At 53.6% G+C, this 17,620-nt stretch carries 16 protein-coding genes; 14 read left to right on the top strand and 2 right to left on the bottom strand.

The genetic code is table 11. The features are described 5' to 3' along the window. The first annotated feature begins 17 nt into the window (after positions 1 to 17). From arsB to EBA_RS16615, 9 genes are all read left to right on the top strand, one after another. Positions 18 to 1,076, top strand: coding sequence for an ACR3 family arsenite efflux transporter (gene arsB / locus EBA_RS16575; protein ID WP_192375739.1), 1,059 nt, complete (start codon positions 18 to 20; stop codon positions 1,074 to 1,076). Positions 1,077 to 1,209: 133 nt separating this feature from the next. Continuing rightward, a complete protein-coding gene (locus EBA_RS16580; protein ID WP_192375740.1) occupies positions 1,210 to 1,473 on the top strand; it encodes a hypothetical protein in 264 nt (87 codons plus the stop codon). Between the two features lie 332 nt (positions 1,474 to 1,805). Further along, a complete protein-coding gene (locus EBA_RS16585) occupies positions 1,806 to 3,587 on the top strand; it encodes an NAD(P)H-dependent oxidoreductase subunit E (protein WP_192375741.1) in 1,782 nt (593 codons plus the stop codon). A gap of 1 nt (position 3,588) precedes the next feature. Further along, the gene (locus EBA_RS16590; RefSeq protein ID WP_192375742.1) at positions 3,589 to 4,428 is read left to right on the top strand and encodes a 2Fe-2S iron-sulfur cluster-binding protein; all 840 of its coding nucleotides are present in this window, start codon (positions 3,589 to 3,591) and stop codon (positions 4,426 to 4,428) included. Next, the gene (locus tag EBA_RS16595) at positions 4,418 to 4,957 is read left to right on the top strand and encodes an NADH-quinone oxidoreductase subunit B family protein (RefSeq protein WP_033157914.1); all 540 of its coding nucleotides are present in this window, start codon (positions 4,418 to 4,420) and stop codon (positions 4,955 to 4,957) included. Before EBA_RS16590 ends, EBA_RS16595 begins: the two co-directional genes overlap by 11 nt. Positions 4,958 to 4,968: 11 nt before the next feature. Continuing rightward, complete coding sequence (locus tag EBA_RS16600) at positions 4,969 to 6,480, top strand: Ni/Fe hydrogenase subunit alpha (protein WP_192375743.1); 1,512 nt, start codon at positions 4,969 to 4,971, stop codon at positions 6,478 to 6,480. Then, positions 6,477 to 6,944 carry a hydrogenase maturation protease gene (locus tag EBA_RS16605; RefSeq protein ID WP_192375744.1) on the top strand — a complete coding sequence of 156 codons (468 nt, stop codon included), beginning with the start codon at positions 6,477 to 6,479 and terminating at the stop codon, positions 6,942 to 6,944. The genes EBA_RS16600 and EBA_RS16605 overlap by 4 nt, the downstream gene beginning before the upstream one ends. Before the next feature lie 311 nt (positions 6,945 to 7,255). Continuing rightward, entirely contained in the window at positions 7,256 to 7,885 is a 630-nt protein-coding gene (locus EBA_RS16610; protein WP_192375745.1) for a DUF47 domain-containing protein, read from the top strand. A 10-nt stretch (positions 7,886 to 7,895) separates the two neighbouring features. Continuing rightward, positions 7,896 to 9,008: an inorganic phosphate transporter gene (locus EBA_RS16615; RefSeq protein ID WP_192375746.1), complete on the top strand. Its 1,113-nt coding sequence runs from the start codon at positions 7,896 to 7,898 to the stop codon at positions 9,006 to 9,008. Positions 9,009 to 9,068: 60 nt separating this feature from the next. Here EBA_RS16615 and EBA_RS16620 read toward each other — a convergent pair whose 3' ends face one another. Continuing rightward, on the bottom strand, positions 9,069 to 10,475 hold the full coding sequence (locus EBA_RS16620) for a hypothetical protein (RefSeq protein WP_192375747.1): 1,407 nt from the start codon (positions 10,473 to 10,475) through the stop codon (positions 9,069 to 9,071). A gap of 456 nt (positions 10,476 to 10,931) precedes the next feature. Next, positions 10,932 to 11,138 (bottom strand): hypothetical protein, encoded by a 207-nt coding sequence (locus EBA_RS16625; protein WP_192375748.1) that lies wholly within the window; start codon positions 11,136 to 11,138, stop codon positions 10,932 to 10,934. A gap of 841 nt (positions 11,139 to 11,979) precedes the next feature. Between EBA_RS16625 and EBA_RS16630 the strand changes: the two genes are divergently transcribed. The 5 genes from EBA_RS16630 (at position 11,980) to EBA_RS16650 (ending at position 17,510) form a co-directional block, all read left to right on the top strand. Beyond that, positions 11,980 to 14,205, top strand: a complete 2,226-nt coding sequence (locus tag EBA_RS16630) for a hypothetical protein (protein ID WP_192375749.1) — start codon at positions 11,980 to 11,982, stop codon at positions 14,203 to 14,205. 19 nt (positions 14,206 to 14,224) lie between these two features. Beyond that, a complete protein-coding gene (locus EBA_RS16635; RefSeq protein ID WP_192375750.1) occupies positions 14,225 to 14,848 on the top strand; it encodes a VPLPA-CTERM sorting domain-containing protein in 624 nt (207 codons plus the stop codon). A 169-nt stretch (positions 14,849 to 15,017) separates the two neighbouring features. Further along, positions 15,018 to 15,884, top strand: coding sequence for a peptidylprolyl isomerase (locus EBA_RS16640; RefSeq protein WP_223146701.1), 867 nt, complete (start codon positions 15,018 to 15,020; stop codon positions 15,882 to 15,884). Beyond that, positions 15,881 to 16,834, top strand: a complete 954-nt coding sequence (locus EBA_RS16645; protein WP_192375751.1) for a HupE/UreJ family protein — start codon at positions 15,881 to 15,883, stop codon at positions 16,832 to 16,834. The genes EBA_RS16640 and EBA_RS16645 overlap by 4 nt, the downstream gene beginning before the upstream one ends. A gap of 52 nt (positions 16,835 to 16,886) precedes the next feature. After that, positions 16,887 to 17,510, top strand: coding sequence for a putative 2OG-Fe(II) oxygenase (locus EBA_RS16650; protein ID WP_192375752.1), 624 nt, complete (start codon positions 16,887 to 16,889; stop codon positions 17,508 to 17,510). The last annotated feature ends 110 nt before the right edge of the window (positions 17,511 to 17,620 follow it).

The raw sequence follows: 17,620 nt of genomic DNA on the forward strand, positions 1-17,620 counted from the left end.
CTGTCTTGGAGATTTCAATGAACACCCCGCATTGCCCTAACGCCCGTTTATCCTTTCTCGACCGTTTCCTGACCCTATGGATTTTTATCGCCATGGCGCTTGGGGTTGGCATCGGTTTTCTGTTTCCGACAGAAGTGACCCACTTCAATACAGCGGTATCGGTCGGCACCACCAATATCCCCATCGCCATTGGCTTGATCGTGATGATGTATCCGCCGCTGGCGAAAGTCCGTTATGAAGAACTGGGCGACGTGTTTCGCAACTGGCGAATATTGGCGATTTCCTTGCTACAAAACTGGCTGCTCGGCCCAGTCTTGATGTTTGTATTGGCTATCGTGTTTCTGCGCGATTACCCGGACTACCTGGTGGGTTTGATTCTGATAGGACTGGCGCGCTGCATTGCAATGGTCATCGTCTGGAACGAATTGGCAGACGGCGACAACGAATATGCGGCGGGCTTGGTGGCATTTAACAGCGTCTTCCAGGTGTTGTTTTACAGCGTTTATGCCTGGTTGTTCATCACCGTGCTGCCGCCCTTATTCGGTATGCCGGGCAGTCTGGTTGATATAAGCATCGGCGAAATCGCCAAAAGCGTTTTCATCTATCTGGGCATTCCATTTCTGGCCGGCTTTAGCACGCGCTTTCTATTGGTCAAAGCCAAGGGCAAGGATTGGTATCACCAGCATTTTGTCCCCAAAATCAGCCCGCTGACCTTGATCGCGCTGTTGTTTACCATAGTGGTGATGTTTTCGCTAAAAGGCGATTTGATCGTGCAATTGCCGCTGGATGTAGTGCGGATTGCGATACCGTTGTTGATTTACTTCGTGGTGATGTTTCTACTGAGCTTCTTGCTGGGCAGAGCCATCGGCGCCGGCTACGGCAAAACCACCACGCTGGCGTTTACCGCCGCCAGCAATAATTTTGAATTGGCGATTGCGGTGGCGGTAGCGGTGTTTGGGATTAATAGCGGCGCGGCTTTTGCCGCAGTCATTGGGCCATTGATCGAAGTTCCGGTGATGATCGGGTTAGTCAATGTGGCCTTCTATTTCCGTCAGCATGGACTGATTCAAAATTGACATTTTTAGGCTACGTTGATTGAAATCAAAGCGCTCAACGTAAGCAGACGTAATAATTTAGCTCAGCATGTTCAATCGCACATGCCAACGCCGTTTATTTTCGATTCAGCAGCGATTAAGCCAGGTAATGACGATGGACAACGACATATTAATCGATCAAGCCCGTCAACTTTATGCCTCATTACACGCCAAGCAAACCAGACTGTTTGCTGTCAACGATAGCAAATTAGCTCGCCTGGAACGCTTGGTGTTTAGTGCTTATGGCCGTTACCAGCGCCGCTTAAACCGTTGCGTGCTCTGTTATCAATACCGCAAGCACGACTGCGTCCGCGAGTCCGGTAAAAAACCTATTTCCTGCCAACGCCACAAGCTCTTCAGCCGAATGAGCACCTGTTAATCGGCAATATTTTACTGTCCACGCCCCACTAATTTGTTTAGTATTGCGCCATGGATGACGGCGCATTTGCAAATGCTTCCCGGAAAAGACGGTGAAGATCGCGCGGAAGGATTTCAGGGTTTACGCATTCAGAGACAAGGCAGGCACTTGCGCTTGGCAATTGGAATTCTATCGGCGCGCGCAAAAAACGTGTGGGCCGATTCGCCAAGTATGCTGCCAGCGATAAGTTTGAAAAATCTAGCGCCCACTTAAAAATGGTATGCGGGATAGCTCATGATTTTTCACATGCAATGGGACACCGCGATTCAATATAACTGCCCAGTAACTCGACGATGAACACTTTTATTCGGTCTGTTCTTGCAGAAGCGGACCACAAACCGGAAAGGCTTTTACAGATGCTAAGGGCCGTGCAGGTGCAGTACCTGCATATTCCCAAGGCAGCTATCGAGCAACTTGCCAAAGCCCTAAACATCCCCCGCACCCAAATTATTGCTGTCGCGGAATTCTACAGTTTCTTGCACCTGGCGCCGCAGGGCCGTTACGACATTTACATCAGCGATTCGATTACCGATCGGATGCTGGGCAAGGAAAAACTGCTGAATTATCTGGCGGAAAAGCTGAAAGTCAAAGTTGGCCAAGTCCGTACGGACGGTCTAGTCAGCCTCAACAATACCTCCTGCACCGGCATGTGCGACCAAGGCCCTGCAGGCTTGGTTAACGGCTATGCCTTGACGCGCCTGGATTATTCCAAAATAGATGTAATCGCCGAACTGATCGAACAGCAAGCCCCCTTGACCGACTGGCCTGCAGAGTTTTTCGCGGTTACCGAAGAAATCCGCAAACCCGGATTACTGCTCAATCAGCCGTTTAATAACGGCACAGCGCTAGCGGCCACATTTGCCCGAGGACCAGCGGAAACCCTAGCGGAAGTAGACTTATCCAACCTGCGCGGCCGCGGCGGTGCCGGCTTTAAAACGGCATTGAAATGGCGCACCTGTTCGGCACAGAACGAAACGCCGCACTACGTGATCTGTAACGCCGACGAGGGTGAACCTGGTACCTTTAAAGACCGGATGCTGCTCGATGTCTATGCCGATCAAGTCTTTGAAGGCATGACTTTGTGCGCGGCGATAATTGGTTCGGATCAAGGTTTACTGTATCTACGCGCCGAGTATTTATTCCTCTACGAGCAATTGCAGCGCGTGTTAAAACACCGCCGCGCCAACGGATTGCTGGGTCGCAATATTCTCGGCCGGTCAGGTTTTGATTTTGACATTGAAATTCGCATGGGCGCCGGCGCTTACATCTGCGGCGAGGCCTCCGCGCAAATCGAGTCCTTGGAAGGCAAGCCCGGCATACCCCGGGTCAAACCGCCCAACTCGGTAATCTGCGGCTACCAACGCAAACCCACCGTGGTGGACAACGTCGAGACCTTTTTCGCCGCCACCCACATCGCCATTAAAGGCGGGCAATGGTTTGCGGAAGTCGGCACCGCACAATCGACCGGCAGCAAACTGCTCAGTATCAGCGGCGACTGCGCGCGGCCCGGCATTTATGAATACCCATTCGGCACATCAATTGAAGAGATTTTGCGAGACTGCGGCGCGGATGACGTGCTGGGTGTGCAAGTGGGCGGCCCTTCCGGCACTTTTATTTCCAACCGGGAACTGCAACGGCGCATAGCCTTCGAAGACCTGTCCACCGCTGGCTCGTTTATGGTGTTCAACAATAGCCGCAGTATTTTCGACATCGTGCAAAACTTTACCGATTTCTTCGCCCATGAAAGTTGCGGCTTTTGCACGCCGTGCCGGGTCGGCACCACGCTGTTGAAAAATCAGCTGCGGAAAATTGTCGAAGGCAACGGCGCCGCGGTCGATCTGGAAGAACTCAACGAGATATGCCTGGTCGTCAAAAACAACAGCCATTGCGGTCTGGGCGATTCCGCCGCCAATCCGATTTTAAGCACCTTGGTCAGCCATCCGGAGCTGTATCTTAAGCAATTAAAACAAAGCAGTTTTACCCCGGGTTTTGATTTGGACGCCACCCTGGCCGTGGCCCGCCGTATGGCGCAGCGCGATGACGACGCAGCGCATTTATCGCAAGTGGAGAATTGATATGAGCGGCACTCTTTGCATCGACGGCATCGCCGTACCGTTCAGCGACGGCCAAACCATTATCGAGGCGGCGCGCACTGCCGGCGTGTACATTCCTTATCTGTGCCACCGACCGGGCTACGCCCCTTACGGCAGTTGCAAGTTATGCACGGTGAAAGTCAACGGCCGCACCAATACCGCTTGTACGCTGCCGGCTGCCGACGGTCAGACGGTGATCAGCAACAGCCCGGACCTGCAACACGACCGCCAGCGCATCACCCAAATGCTGTTCGTGGAAGGCAACCACTTTTGCCCGTCCTGCGAAAAATCCGGCAATTGCCAGTTACAGGCCGTGGCCTACCATCAAAACATGCTGGATAACCACTATCCGCATTTTTATGCGCAGCGCGAGATGGACGCCTCGCACCCGGATATTTTGATCGACCACGACCGCTGCATTTTCTGCAATCTGTGCGTGCGCGCCAGCAAGGAAAAAGACGGCAAGGAGGTGTTCGGCATCGCCGGACGCGGCATCCACAAACGCTTAGTCATCAACTCGCCCAGTGGCAAGCTGAAAGACAGCGATATTAGTGTCAACGACGAGGCCGCCCATGTCTGCCCGACCGGAGCGATCCTGGTCAAACGTAGCGCCTACCTGACGCCGATTGGCGAACGCATTTATGACGGGCATCCCATCAGCGAGGTCGCCTGCGAAAAAGCAGTTATCAAGGCCGGTGAGGCAAGCGGCTACCCAAGCTGCGACCCGACCAAGTTGGCGGATGCGGCTCAGCAGAACGGAGGCCCGGACTCCCACTACGCGGCGACGATGCCGCCCGCGCCGGACATCAAACATGGCCGCTAAAATCAAAATCGCCACCACCTCGCTGGCCGGCTGCTTCGGCTGCCATATGTCGTTTCTGGATATAGACGAGCGCTTACTGAAACTGGCCGACATCGTCGAATTCGACCGTTCGCCACTCACCGACATCGAACACTGCGGCCCGTGCGACATCGGCCTGATCGAAGGCGGGGTTTGCAATTCCGAAAACGTGCATGTGCTGCGCGAGTTTCGCGCTAACTGCAAAATTCTGATCGCCGTCGGCGCTTGCGCCATCAACGGCGGCCTGCCGGCGCTGCGTAACTTTTTCAAGCTGGAAGATTGCCTGTTGGAAGCCTACCAGGACGGCATCGGCGTGGACAATCCGCAGATACCCAGCGACCCGGAATTGCCTTTGCTGCTGGACAAGGTGCGACCGGTCCACGAGATCGTCAAGATCGATTATTTTATGCCCGGCTGTCCGCCATCCGCCGATGTGTTTTGGCACTACCTGAGTGCATTGATCGAAGGCCGCGACCCGACTTTACCTTACGAGTTAGTCCATTACGACTAACGGAGGAACCCGTGTACGAATATCTTGAAACCGCCGATCCGGCCTTGGTCGAAGCCGGCAAGTTAAAACGGGTCGCTGTCGATCCGGTGTCCCGCGTGGAAGGCCACGGCAAAGTCACGCTGCTGCTCGACGAAAACAATCAGGTCCAGCAAGCCCGCCTGCACATCGTCGAATTCCGCGGCTTTGAAAAATTTATTCAGGGCCGCCCTTACTGGGAGCTGCCGGTGATGGTGCAGCGCTTGTGCGGCATCTGCCCGGTCAGCCACCATCTGGCCGCAGCCAAGGCCATAGACCAGTTGGTCGGCGTCGATCCGGCCAATCTGCCGCCGGCTGCGGACAAGTTACGGCGCTTGTTACATTTCGGTCAGGTGTTGCAATCGCATGCCTTGCATTTTTTCCACCTGTCCAGCCCAGATTTGCTGTTCGGATTCGAAAGCGAGATAGGCAAACGCAGTATCGTCGCGGTGCTGGCGGATTATCCGGATATTGGTTTGCAAGGCGTGAAACTGCGCAAATACGGCCAGGAAGTGATCCGCATGGTCTGCGGCAAGCGCATTCACGGCACCGGCGCGATTCCCGGCGGCATGAACAAAGCGCTGAGCAAAGACGAGCGGGATTATCTGAAACAAGACATCGGCCAAATTGTGAGCTGGGCGCAAGGCGCTTTGCAACTGGTCACCAAAGTCCACACCTCCAACCTGCCCTATTACGACGACTTCGCCACCATCCGCAGCAACTACCTGAGTTTGACCAAACCTGACGGTGCGTTGGAGCTTTATCACGGCGGGATTAGGGTGAAAAACCAGCAAGGCGAACCCCTGGTCGACCATTACGATTACTGCGATTATCAGGAATTGATCCGCGAAGAAGTGCGCTCTTGGACCTATATGAAATTCCCTTACCTGACTGCGCTGGGTAAAGCCGATGGCTGGTATCGGGTGGGGCCGTTGGCGCGGGTCAACAATTGCGATTTTATCGACACGCCACTGGCGGAAGCCGCGCGCGTCGAGTTCAAGCAGCACGGCGGCGCAACCATGGTTCACAGCACCCTGGCCTTTCACTGGACCCGGATGATCGAATTACTGCATTGCGCGGAGAGCATCCAAATCTTGCTGGACGATCCGGACTTACTGAGTAACGACTTGGTCGCCAAGGGCGAAAAACGCTACGAAGGCATAGGCGTGATCGAAGCGCCGCGCGGCACGCTGTTTCATCATTACCAAATCGACGAAAACGACATTGTCACCAAAGCCAATCTGATCGTCTCCACCACCAGCAACAACACAGCGATGAACGAATCGGTGCGGCAAGTTGCGGCGGAATATTTGTCGGGCCGCGAATTGACCGAACCCTTGTTGAATAACCTGGAAGTGGCGATTCGCGCCTATGATCCTTGCCTGTCCTGCGCCACGCATGCGGTCGGCAAAATGCCCTTGCAGTTGGAACTGGTCGATGCGGACGGCAAGTTGGTGGATAAACTGGTTCGGCACAGCAGCGGCGAATTTATCCACGGCTGCGAATGAGCAAACCCATCCTGGTGTTCGGTTACGGCAATCCCAGCCGTGGCGACGATGCAGTAGGCCCTTTGCTTTTGGATTATCTGGCCGAGCATCTCGACTTAAGCAGTATAGAATTGCTCAGTGACTTTCAATTACAGATCGAACACGCGCTGGATTTGCAAGATCGCGAACTGGTGGTGTTTGTCGATGCCGCGGAAAATTGCCCGGACAGCTTTACCTTTACCCCATTAACCCCAGCCCAAGACCACAGTTACTCCAGCCACGCGCTGAGCCCGGCCGCGCTGCTGTCGGTCTATCAATCCGTCGGCAAACAACCGCTACCACCGTGCTATTTACTAAGCATCCAAGCCGAAACTTTCGAGCTGGGTACAGGATTAAGCGAGCGATGCGCAACCAATTTACAACGAGCCAGCCTCTTCCTGGAAAAACTGTTGGCGCAGCCGTTATCGACAATCGTTGAACATTAATTTGCAAGCCTGGATCTATAGCACTTTTGACGCTTCCGCCTCACGAAATCAGTCTCAAAATTTTCCATCGCCCCCTACCTCAAAGCCGCGAACCCCAGTTTTTTTTCGGCCAACACGAAAATAATTCAGCAGCGCCAAAACCATTATTGTCCCGACTTTTGACGCTGCGCGTACCGCGCAAAGCGAACTGCAAACACCCACTATTGGGGCAGTCGCCAACAGCGCGCTCCATTAAAGTGCGGACAGATCCTGCGCACGGCCCTATGCTGTTATACAATAATTAATGAAACTGTCACAAATAAGGAAACTCCATGTTCTCTCTACAAACCATCTTTGGCAAAGGCGATAAATTTTATGGCTTGCTTGAAGCCAGTGCTGAATCGGCACACGCCTCGGCCAAGGCATTGATAGAGCTGCTAAGCACATCCGCCACCCAACAGTCATTGGAAAAATTCAAACAGGCGCGGCGCCGGGAAAAGAATTTATTCGGCCAGATCAGCGAGGAATTGGTTAATACCTTTGTGACCGTGCTGGATCGCGAGGATATTGAAGCGTTGAACGGCGCGCTTTATAAGATTCCCAAAGTCGTGGAAAAGTTTGCGGAACGCTATAGCTTAGCCTTGGGCCGCATCGGCGATGTTGACTTCAACAGCCGCGCAAAGATGCTGGAGCAGGCCTGCCAGGTTTTGGAGCAGATGGTTGGCCAGTTGCGCAAAGGCATGGATTTGGACGAAGTCAAAAGGTTAAACGATCAACTGCAAACCATTGAAGCGGAAGCCGACGACCAAATTCTGGAGTTGTACCGCGACGTCTATGCCAACGAAACCGATCCGATCCGCTACCTGGTAAAAACCAATTTGTTCGAAATCCTCGAAAAAGCCATTGATCGCTGCCGCGATGCCGGCAATGTCGTTTATCACATCGTCTTAAAAAATTCATAGAAGGACTGTCATGCTGACACTGCTTTTGCTGGTCATTCTGGCGGCACTGATATTCGAGTTCGTTAACGGTTTCCATGACACCGCTAACTCGATTGCCACGGTGGTTGCCACCAAAGTATTAACCCCTAGCCAGGCAGTCATCCTCGCTGCGGTGACCAATTTGGTCGGCGCCTTATCAGGCACCGCAGTAGCCAAAACCATCTCGTCCGGACTGGTCGACACCGCCGTGGTAACAATCACCTCTGAAGTGTTGATCTGCGCGCTGACCGGGGCGATTATCTGGAATCTGATTACCTGGGCCTTGGGCCTGCCCTCTTCTTCCAGCCACGCCTTGATTGGCGGCTTATGCGGCGCGGCCCTGGCGGCCGGCCACAACAATCCGGACGTGTTGATCTGGTCAAAAACAGCATTGGTGTGGACGGAAAACAAAGGACTGCTCTGGAAAGTTGTGATTCCGATGATCAGCTCCCCAATTGCCGGCTTCACCCTGGGTATTTTAATCATGGGCCTGTTGATGGCGATTATCAGCGGCATGAATGCTGCTGGTGGCCTCATCGCACACATCTCGCGGCCAAAATGGATTAACGCCTTATTTGGCAAGGCTCAACTGGTATCCGCCGGTTATATGGGCTTTGCTCACGGCAGTAACGATGCGCAAAAAACCATGGGTATTATCGCGCTAGCCATTTTTACGGCAAACAACGCCGGCACCCTCGATCAGTTACCTGCTTGGGCGGAATTCTTGCGTCCGGATGGTGGAGAAAAGGACATCGACACCTGGATCGTGCTCAGTTGTGCTTTAATCATGGCGCTCGGCACCTCAGTGGGCGGATGGCGAATTATCAAAACACTTGGCCACAAGATGGTCAAGCTACATCCAATAAACGGCTTTGCGGCAGAAACCAGTTCCGCAACCATCCTTTTGACCGCCGCTCATTTCGGGATGCCGGTTTCCACCACGCATAGTATTTCCACCGCTATCATGGGCGTGGGCTTTGCCAAGAACCCGCACACACTGAAACTGTCCGTGATCGAACGGATTGTTTGGGCCTGGGTGTTGACCATCCCAGCCGCCGGTGGTATTGCCTGGGGAATGGTAAGTGTATTGCCGCTGTTAAATTAAACTATAAATACCTGGTACCTGCAGACAAACGATTGATGCTGATCTGGCAAGCCTGCACGGCTAATCTCCAAGAGGCCGGATGAGTTTCTCCATAAGCCGCGGATCGTCGAAATGCCGTTTGCCTAGAAAGGCAATCGCGTGCGTTCCCCACTGCCGCATAGCACCAGCGTTGGGCACGCCCATGGGCCAAAGTAGAAATCTCTCCAGACGCTCGCTACCCTCCACCAATCCGTCCGGCTTAAACATGCTCACATGCCGGCCGCCGGGCGCTGGCAGGGAGCGAAGTTCGTTGTAATCAGACCAGCCGTAGACAATAGGCTCCGGCACCGGCTGTTCCGCTATCACGCCGCGGATGAAATGATTTCCCGAGGCTAGCCGGACAGTCAGCCGTTCGTTGGGTTTAAGGGTGGGAATCGATGTTGGCGACAAAACTGGCTCAGAACCGTCCTGAGCTTGCACGACCAGCGCCCCCTCACCCGGAAAAATCTGGTAATAACAACCGCAGGAATGAATGCTGTCATAAGCCAGGGGCCTGCCGTCCATCCCCAAGGTGACCCGCCAAATCACGCCATCAAAACGGCCCGAGTAAAGATCCAGCCAAGCTTCGGCTGTTCTGGCCGGAAACCACACGACATAATTGAGCTGTAACAACACCTGCTCGCCGAAACGAGTATGTGAGGTCAGGGTATAAACAACGGGGTCCACGGTGTCTATAGAGGCCTCCCCATCCGCACCGACTCCTACAGTACCAATATGATCGTTGTCGTTTGCCGTATCGACACGCCATACCGGTGCAAAGGTGGAGAATAATCGGCTCAACTGGTCTTCGGAAGGCTCCGGAATAGCCAATGGCTTGCTAGCCGACTGTTCGAGAATCTTTGCGACTTCCGCAGCATCCAGAATATCCGCCGTGGGTGGCACATATCGAATCGACCGGTTCGTGCCGAAGTGGTTTTGCGTGGCGTTGAAGAAGGACTCCCGTAACGCCTGCTGCTCGCGCCGAATACCTTCAACAATAGTCCAACGCGTAAGAAAGTAGACACCGAAGAACCGCTGCCAGGTCGAATAGGCATCGGGGGGATTGATCGCCGATAACAGTTGAGAGCGCCGACTCGGATAAATCAGGGCCTGCTCGCTGAGAATCTGCCCACAGACATTCACCGTCGTATCAACATGAGGTCCGAAAGACACTTCGAGCCGCGAGATTGCTTCGGGTGGCAGGTTACGCCATTCTATTAAGCGGGCCGACATATCCAACTGCCGCAAATGCTCAAGCCATGCGGCATAAGCTTCCCCGGTCATATTTTCCGTTGCAAACGACGCCAGAAAACGATCAACACGCAGTTGCGGAAAGCCTGAGATCCGGGCTGTAGCTGCGTCCGCCACATCGTAATCTTCGATATACCGATCCATTTCTTGGAAAAAGCCTTCGCAGTCGGTTGCCGCCAGCGCGAATGCAGGAGGCATGGTTTTCCACGCGGTACAGGCTTGAAGGGCTAAGGCGAGTATGACGACCAATGCCAAGAAGCACCGGCTATGGATCATAATCGACCAAGAGGTCCGAGAAATAATTGGCGACCAAATCAAGCCGATTTCCAGACCAGACGCGGTGTAATCTCGTCAGCCAGCAAAAACGGAGATCGGAAAATCGCCTGAAAAAGACAGCCTTAAAAACCATGTCGGAGCCCCCTGTCGATTGTCTGCAGTATCTTGTACTGCGGTTTATCAAATGAGTGCAGGAAATTGACCGCTTAGAAAACAGCGAAAATCGTTCATTCGGTTTCCGGCTTTTTGAAAAGTTCAATGGTATTGAACACCAAGGGCTCAGCTTGGTTGTATCGGCCCATTTTCGCAGTACGAAGCATTTCAACTTGGAGCCGCGCAAACAAATACCGATGCTTTTATCTTAAATGACAGATTCTGCTATTCTTCTTCTATTGTCTCTTTTTCGGCGGCAAGTGCTATCACCCGACTGCAGAGATATTCGTCGCTTAAGACAACATCAACCATTGAATCAACAACCAGGCGCAATTTTAAGGCATTGAGCCTCGAAAACGTATTCAGTGTTTTGAAGGTTTCTTTATTCAAAGCAACCTTTTTTCTATCATCTTTTGATTTTTCAGACGACATGGCAAACCCCCTAATAGAAGAAGAATGTTACGTGAAAATATCAGTGAAAAAACTGGTGGAACAAGCCTGGTCGTTGGAAGAAAGCATCCGACGATTAATTGAGCAAAACTGCAATCGTTGCAACCAGAATGGATGTTGCACCCCTTCAATATTAAAAGACCGGCTTAATCGCATATATGAAAAAACCCACGCTCGTTACAAACGCCGACTTCAAAAACTCTGGTCGTAATGTGGCTGCAATCAAGGAGAGTGTGGCAAAACTCTACGGGAAGTCGTTACACAGCTTACTCAAAGTATATTTATGAAGTTACAGGAATATGACTAGCCTTATAGGCCACTCATTTCAGGTGTTGTCGGATTAGTCAATGCCCATAAGCCAGTCAAATCCGTCCGGCGTTAACTGTCTTGCAAATTTTAAACTCTCGCGAATCATGCCGAATTGATCGTGAAAACTTGGCGGAGTAGCTGTCCGTTATATAGGCACCCCACAAAACATGATTTTTTAGCGGGATTACTTGCGAAACGCGTCTCGCGCGATTTACGCCTGCCTACAATTTTCACACCTACTTTTGCGCAAAGCCCACCTAGTCACTGTTCCGACTTATCGCTTAGAAAAGCCTTATCACTATGCTTGCCATCGGGGAATATGCTACCGCTCGCCCCCACGCAAAACACGTCGCTGCAAGTTCTCAGCAATCCCCCACCCTAAAAATTTAGTTTTTTACGGTTGTAAATGCCCTGTAACAAAGTTGGGTTATAAAAATGTTAACGGATTCACAGTTGCTCGCAACGGTCAGGTACGACCCTCGAATTTCCCAACCCTTACTAGAGAACAGTTACAATGGAAGCAGGATTTAGAAAGAACCCGCTCGCCCTCGCGATGCTGGCAGCCATCGGCACCACCGCCCTTGCCATTGCGCCTACAGTCGCAACGGCAGCCGACAAAGCCCCAGGCCAATATGTATCTGGTGACTTTCACAACCATACCACCTGCTCGGACGGCTCGATTTCGATGCAGAAGCTGGTTAAGAAAGCCACCGACAAAACCGACACGCCTTGGGGTCTGGACTGGTTTGTGCAAGCCGGGCACGGCGGTAACGGCAACCGTAACTGTACGTTGGCCGAAGACGCTAGCCTGGCAACACCGGCTTACCCGTTGGTTTACGCAAGCGATGGCGTAACAATTCAGGGGCCAACTACAACTTGGCAGAACACCAACCCAGCTATCACGCCAAAGGGCTTGTCGTCAGGTACGTCACCCAACAAGAACATGTGGCGCTGGCAGTCTATTCAAGAATTTCAGTACCCGCTGATTGAATACCTCGCTACTGAGAAAAGCCTGCCGCTGTTCATCGGCGTCGAATCAGTTGTCGCCGGTCACGAACACACATCGATGTCCGTCATTACGGACCAAATGCCCAGCTCACTTGACTCGGCCGTCCTGCCTAACAGCGCTGGCTATACTCCCCAAGGTAATGCCAATGCACTGGCGCAATGGGAATACTGCTTCGACCGCGGTGACACTGACACCAGCCAAGGTAATACCGCAGTGGGCAGCGGGATCGGCAACAACTGGAACTGCTCGATTCCCGGTAGCGCTAATTCTACCGATGCCTCATTAGGCTGGAGCGCCACAGCCCAGAAATTGATCCAACCTAGCGGCACCGGCACCGGCACCAAGGGCCATTTGAAAACCGTCGAAGGCGTGAAATGGATGGCGGCATATCATCCAAACGGCAGCTATTACGTACCCGCGCATTTAGAGCGCGCCGGACCATTCAACCCTGACGGCAACAACGGCTTCAACGTCGAACATTTACGTAACTTCAACAACGCCGGGCCGAAGATCGCCTTCGGTTTCGAGACCCAACCTGGCCACGGCGCGTCCTCCGACCGCGGGGAATACAAACCTAAACGCCAAACCATAGGCGGCGTTCTGGTTGACTCGGTCGGCGGCACAACCTGGGGTGGCACCGGTGTCTACGGTGCGCAAGTTGGCGGCGTCTGGGATGCGCTGTTGGGTGAAGGCCGTAACTGGTGGTTCTTCGCCAGCTCCGACTGGCACAACCGCGGCACTTTCGGTCCGGATGATCGTCGCTCCACACAGGACTTTTTCCCCGGCGAGTATCAACGTACTAACACCATGGTGCGTAACGGATCCGACAAATTGCGTCCACAAACTATCGTAGACGGCTTGCGTAGCGGTAACAGCTGGTCGGCTAGCGGACAAATCATCGACCGTTTGGGCTTCATCGCCTGCGCTTCTTACCCTGGCCCAGCGGCACGCACCAACGCGTCTGTAGAAGCGCTGGCACTGACCGCAGCGACCAACAATACCGACATCGACAAGGCCGGTTGCGCCACCATGGGTGAAAAACTGGTCGTGCGTCCGGGTGCGGAAATCGTGGTATCCATCGTGGCACGCGATCCAAGTGGAACCAACTATTCGCCTTACACCTTCAACAACCCGTCGCTGGCTCAGGTTGGTATCAACCAAGCGCTGAACATGCCGGTGCTTGATCACATTGATGTGATCAGCGGAAAAGTGACCGGCTATAAAACGCCTGGTGCGGCAGACTATTCCGGCCAATGGCCAAACACCTGGCTGGTCAATCCGGATTTGGCTACCGTTCCGGCAGCCGCTAAGAACACCAGCGCCGCAATCATCAAAACCTTCAACAATACCGGCTGGACCAACGCTGGCAATGACTTGCTGAAAATGACCTACCGCATTCCAGCTGTCACCGCCTCGCAGTATGTGCGTCTACGCGGCACCAACCTGCCAGCCGCCGTACCGTTTGAGACCGACGCCAACGGCAACCCGCTGGCTGACGTTTATACCAATGCGGGCGACACAAGCCGGTTGAGCATTCCGTGTACTGCCACAAGCGGCACAACTGAATTCGACAAGTGTCCATCACACTTGGCGACAGCAAGCGGCAGCAGTCCGATCGCTGGCGCAAAAGCGGTTTCGTATGACGTAGCGGCCTGGTCTGATCTGTGGTTCTACAGCAATCCGATTTACGTTCAGGTCAATGGCTCTACCATTGTCGCCGGCGTCAAGTAACTTATAGACAGGAAACAAAATGAAACTTAAACAACTCTTTGCAGTGGCCTTATTTGCCGGTACACCTGCGTTCGCTTCGGCCTCAGGCTTCCTGGTGGATTTCGAGAAAACCTGGGATTACACAAACGGCGATGTTAACGACTATTACAACGGCGGCAGCGCTGCTGACGGTAGCATGGGCGGCGCCAATCTCGGTGTGTCTTTCGTGAACGTGTCCGGTTTATCTAACGATGCCGACTTCACTTACTACACTGGCGCGCCTTCTGCACAAGGTACCGCGTACGCGCACGACACGGCGTACATTAACGTAGCCGCTGGCGTAAACAGCGGATTATCGTTCTTCTACTCCAGTCCGGTCGCCGTAATTGGTGCCGTAAAGGCGTACTCAGGATTGAACGGCACCGGTACATTGCTGGGCAGCTTTGATCTAGCCGCCAACAATAGCGGCGCATATGACACATGGACGCAGGCCACATTTTTGTTCAACGGTGCTGCCCAGTCGTTTGACTTGACTGCCGCCGGAACCAACTTTGTCGGTCTGGACAATGTTAGTTCAGTGCCAGTCCCGGCCGCGTTCTGGTTGTTGGGCTCTGGCCTGGCAATGCTCGGCGCGGTCGGCCGTCGCGGTAAAGCATCAATTTGAACGTTCTATGATGCGGGTCATTTGACCCTTTAGCAGCCAGGAGCCGCGAGGTTTTGTCGCGCGGCTCTTTTCTTGTTTTTAGGGGTTTTTGTACTGCAATGAACCTAATTGCCCTTTATTTTGCGATTCTGCCGGAATCTTAGGCACTCATTTTTTACGCTATTTGATTATGTCCACAATACTACAGAGATCTACTGATAACGATTCCACCCATACCCGCTGCGCCAACTTTTGGCCTAACTGGCTGCGCGAACCGCTGTTGCACTTCATTCTACTGGGCGGCGTGCTGTTTGCCGTCGACTATTGGGTTGTTGGCAGAACCGACGACAAGAACACGATTGTCGTCACCACGGAAGTGGACGAGGAATCGGAGGACTTATTTCATGAGTCCAGAGGCCGGGAACCCAATGAACAGGAAATGACCGCGCTACAACAAGTCTGGCTAGATAACGAAGTGCTTTATCGCGAAGGCTTGGCGATGCAGCTCGACAAAGGTGACGACGCCATCCGCGAACGCGTGATTTTCAAGGCCTTGAGCGTGATTGACGCCAACACCAAGTTGCCTCCGTACGACGACGGTATTCTGCGCGACTGGTTTGATAGCCACCGCGCCAAATACGATGAGCCGCCTCGCTATGACTTTCAAGAGGCGGTGTTGTCCGGCGACATCTCCGAATCCAGCGTGCGCGCCTTTGTTGCAAGTTTGAACGCCGGTACCCCTGGCGACGTCCAGGCCGGCTTACGGGTCTTTAAAGGCCGGCCAATTGCTAACCTCGAGCAGAGTTACGGCCCGGAATTTGTCAAAGCGCTCGAAACATCACCACTGGCCGAATGGCAAGCCCTGCCGACCCGTGACGGCTGGCGAGCAATCCGTGTTGACACCGCTATTGCACCGAAACCTGCAACCTTTGAAAACCAACACGGTGTCGTTTTGCAGGATTGGACCGATGCCACAATGGCTGAACAACGCACTGCAGCCGTGCGCGCCCTGGCGAAAAAATACACCATCAAACACGAAACCGTGATACTGCAATGAAGCTGCAAAGTTTAAAAATACTGCTGGCGATTTTTACCGTATTGCTAAGCAACACAACATGGGCTCATGAAATGAGTATGGCCGAGATGCAAGTCCGCGAAATGTCGCCGGGCGAATTCTTTTGGCAGTGGGGCGCTGGTGAGAAACGTCCGGTCAATGAAGAGTTGACACCGGCATGGCCGGAAGGCTGTCAGGCAGAAGCCAACATATTACATTGCGGCGATACCGGACTGAAAGGAAGCTTATCGATACAAGGCGTAGGCAAGCGGTTTTCGGCCGCGCTTATCAAAATCTTCTGGCTCGATGGTCAGTCCAAGGTCTACACCTTGACGGCTGGTCAACCGACCGCGCAATTATACGGCTCGGCAGACGACAGGCGCGGACTGGGAGAAATTGCGTCGGCCTACACAACTCTGGGTATCGAACACATACTCACGGGTTTTGACCATCTGCTATTCGTGATTGGCCTGCTACTACTGGTCGGCTTCAACCGCCAGTTGCTATGGACCATAACGGCCTTTACCTTGGCGCACAGCGTGACCTTGGCTTGCAGCGCATTGGGCTGGCTGGTATTGCGCTCGGCACCGGTGGAGGCCACGATTGCCTTATCCATCATGCTGGTCGCTGGCGAAGCTTTGCATAAGCAACAGACGCTGGCCCGACGTTATCCGGCGTTGGTGGCTTTTTTGTTCGGCTTGGTGCACGGCCTGGGTTTCGCCGGCGCTTTAAAGGAAATCGGCCTACCCGAAAACCACCTGCTGCCGGCTTTGCTGACCTTCAACGTCGGCGTCGAAATCGGCCAATTGCTGACGGTGACCGTCGCGTGGGTGTTATGGCGTCTGAGTTCGCGCTGGCCCAAGGTCGCGCTGGCGCGGCCTGCCATGCTTTACGGCATCGGCTCGCTGGCTGCTTACTGGTCCTGGGAGCGCACGCTAGCCATCTTTAACTGAACCTAAGCGCGCACAGCCCGCCACCACCCACACCTCTACTTAAAGCAATCGAATGAACGAAATCATCGGCATTTTCCCCACCCCCATCCTGCGGGCGCCGGCAACCCTGCCCCGCCCACTGGTAGACGGCTTGGTGGAACATTTCAGCGCGCTGGCGATGCGAGACAACAACTCGTCTGCCAAGCTTTCTCACACCGCCATGCTCAGCCCCGGCGATAGCCCTCTGCTGGTCGAAGCGGCCACATTAATCACGCCGAAGTTAAGCGAATTTGGCGCGCTGCTGTTTGGCGAAGTCATGGGGTGGTCGATCAAGGAAATGTGGGTCAACGTACTGGATACCGGTGGCTATCAGGCCATGCACAATCATGCCAACAGCTTTATTTCCGGTGTGGTGTATCTAACGCCCACGCACGATTCGTCGCGCACGGTTTTCATGAAGTCCCCCGGCGGAACGGATTTCGCTTTCAAAAATGACCACGAAGGCGTCATCACCGGCCCGTTCAATGCGGAAAAATGGATCAGCCCACAGCCCGAACCGGGTGATCTGGTGCTGTTTCCAAGCTATCTGATGCACGCGGTGCCGCCAAATGCCGGCGAGAGGCGGCTTACGCTGGCCATGAACGCCATACCTACGCAACTGAATTCATGGGGGTATAGCGTCAAGTTCGGCACTTGATTGCTAACTTCATCCCGCCGTTTATAAATACAGTTCCACCTAGATCAGCCTCGCCCCTAAACCTAAGGTCGCCGACTTGTTTTCGCATACTTCATTATCTCCAATATTAT

This window comes from Methylomonas albis (assembly GCF_014850955.1).
In the GTDB taxonomy this organism is placed as follows: Bacteria; Pseudomonadota; Gammaproteobacteria; order Methylococcales; family Methylomonadaceae; genus Methylomonas; species Methylomonas albis.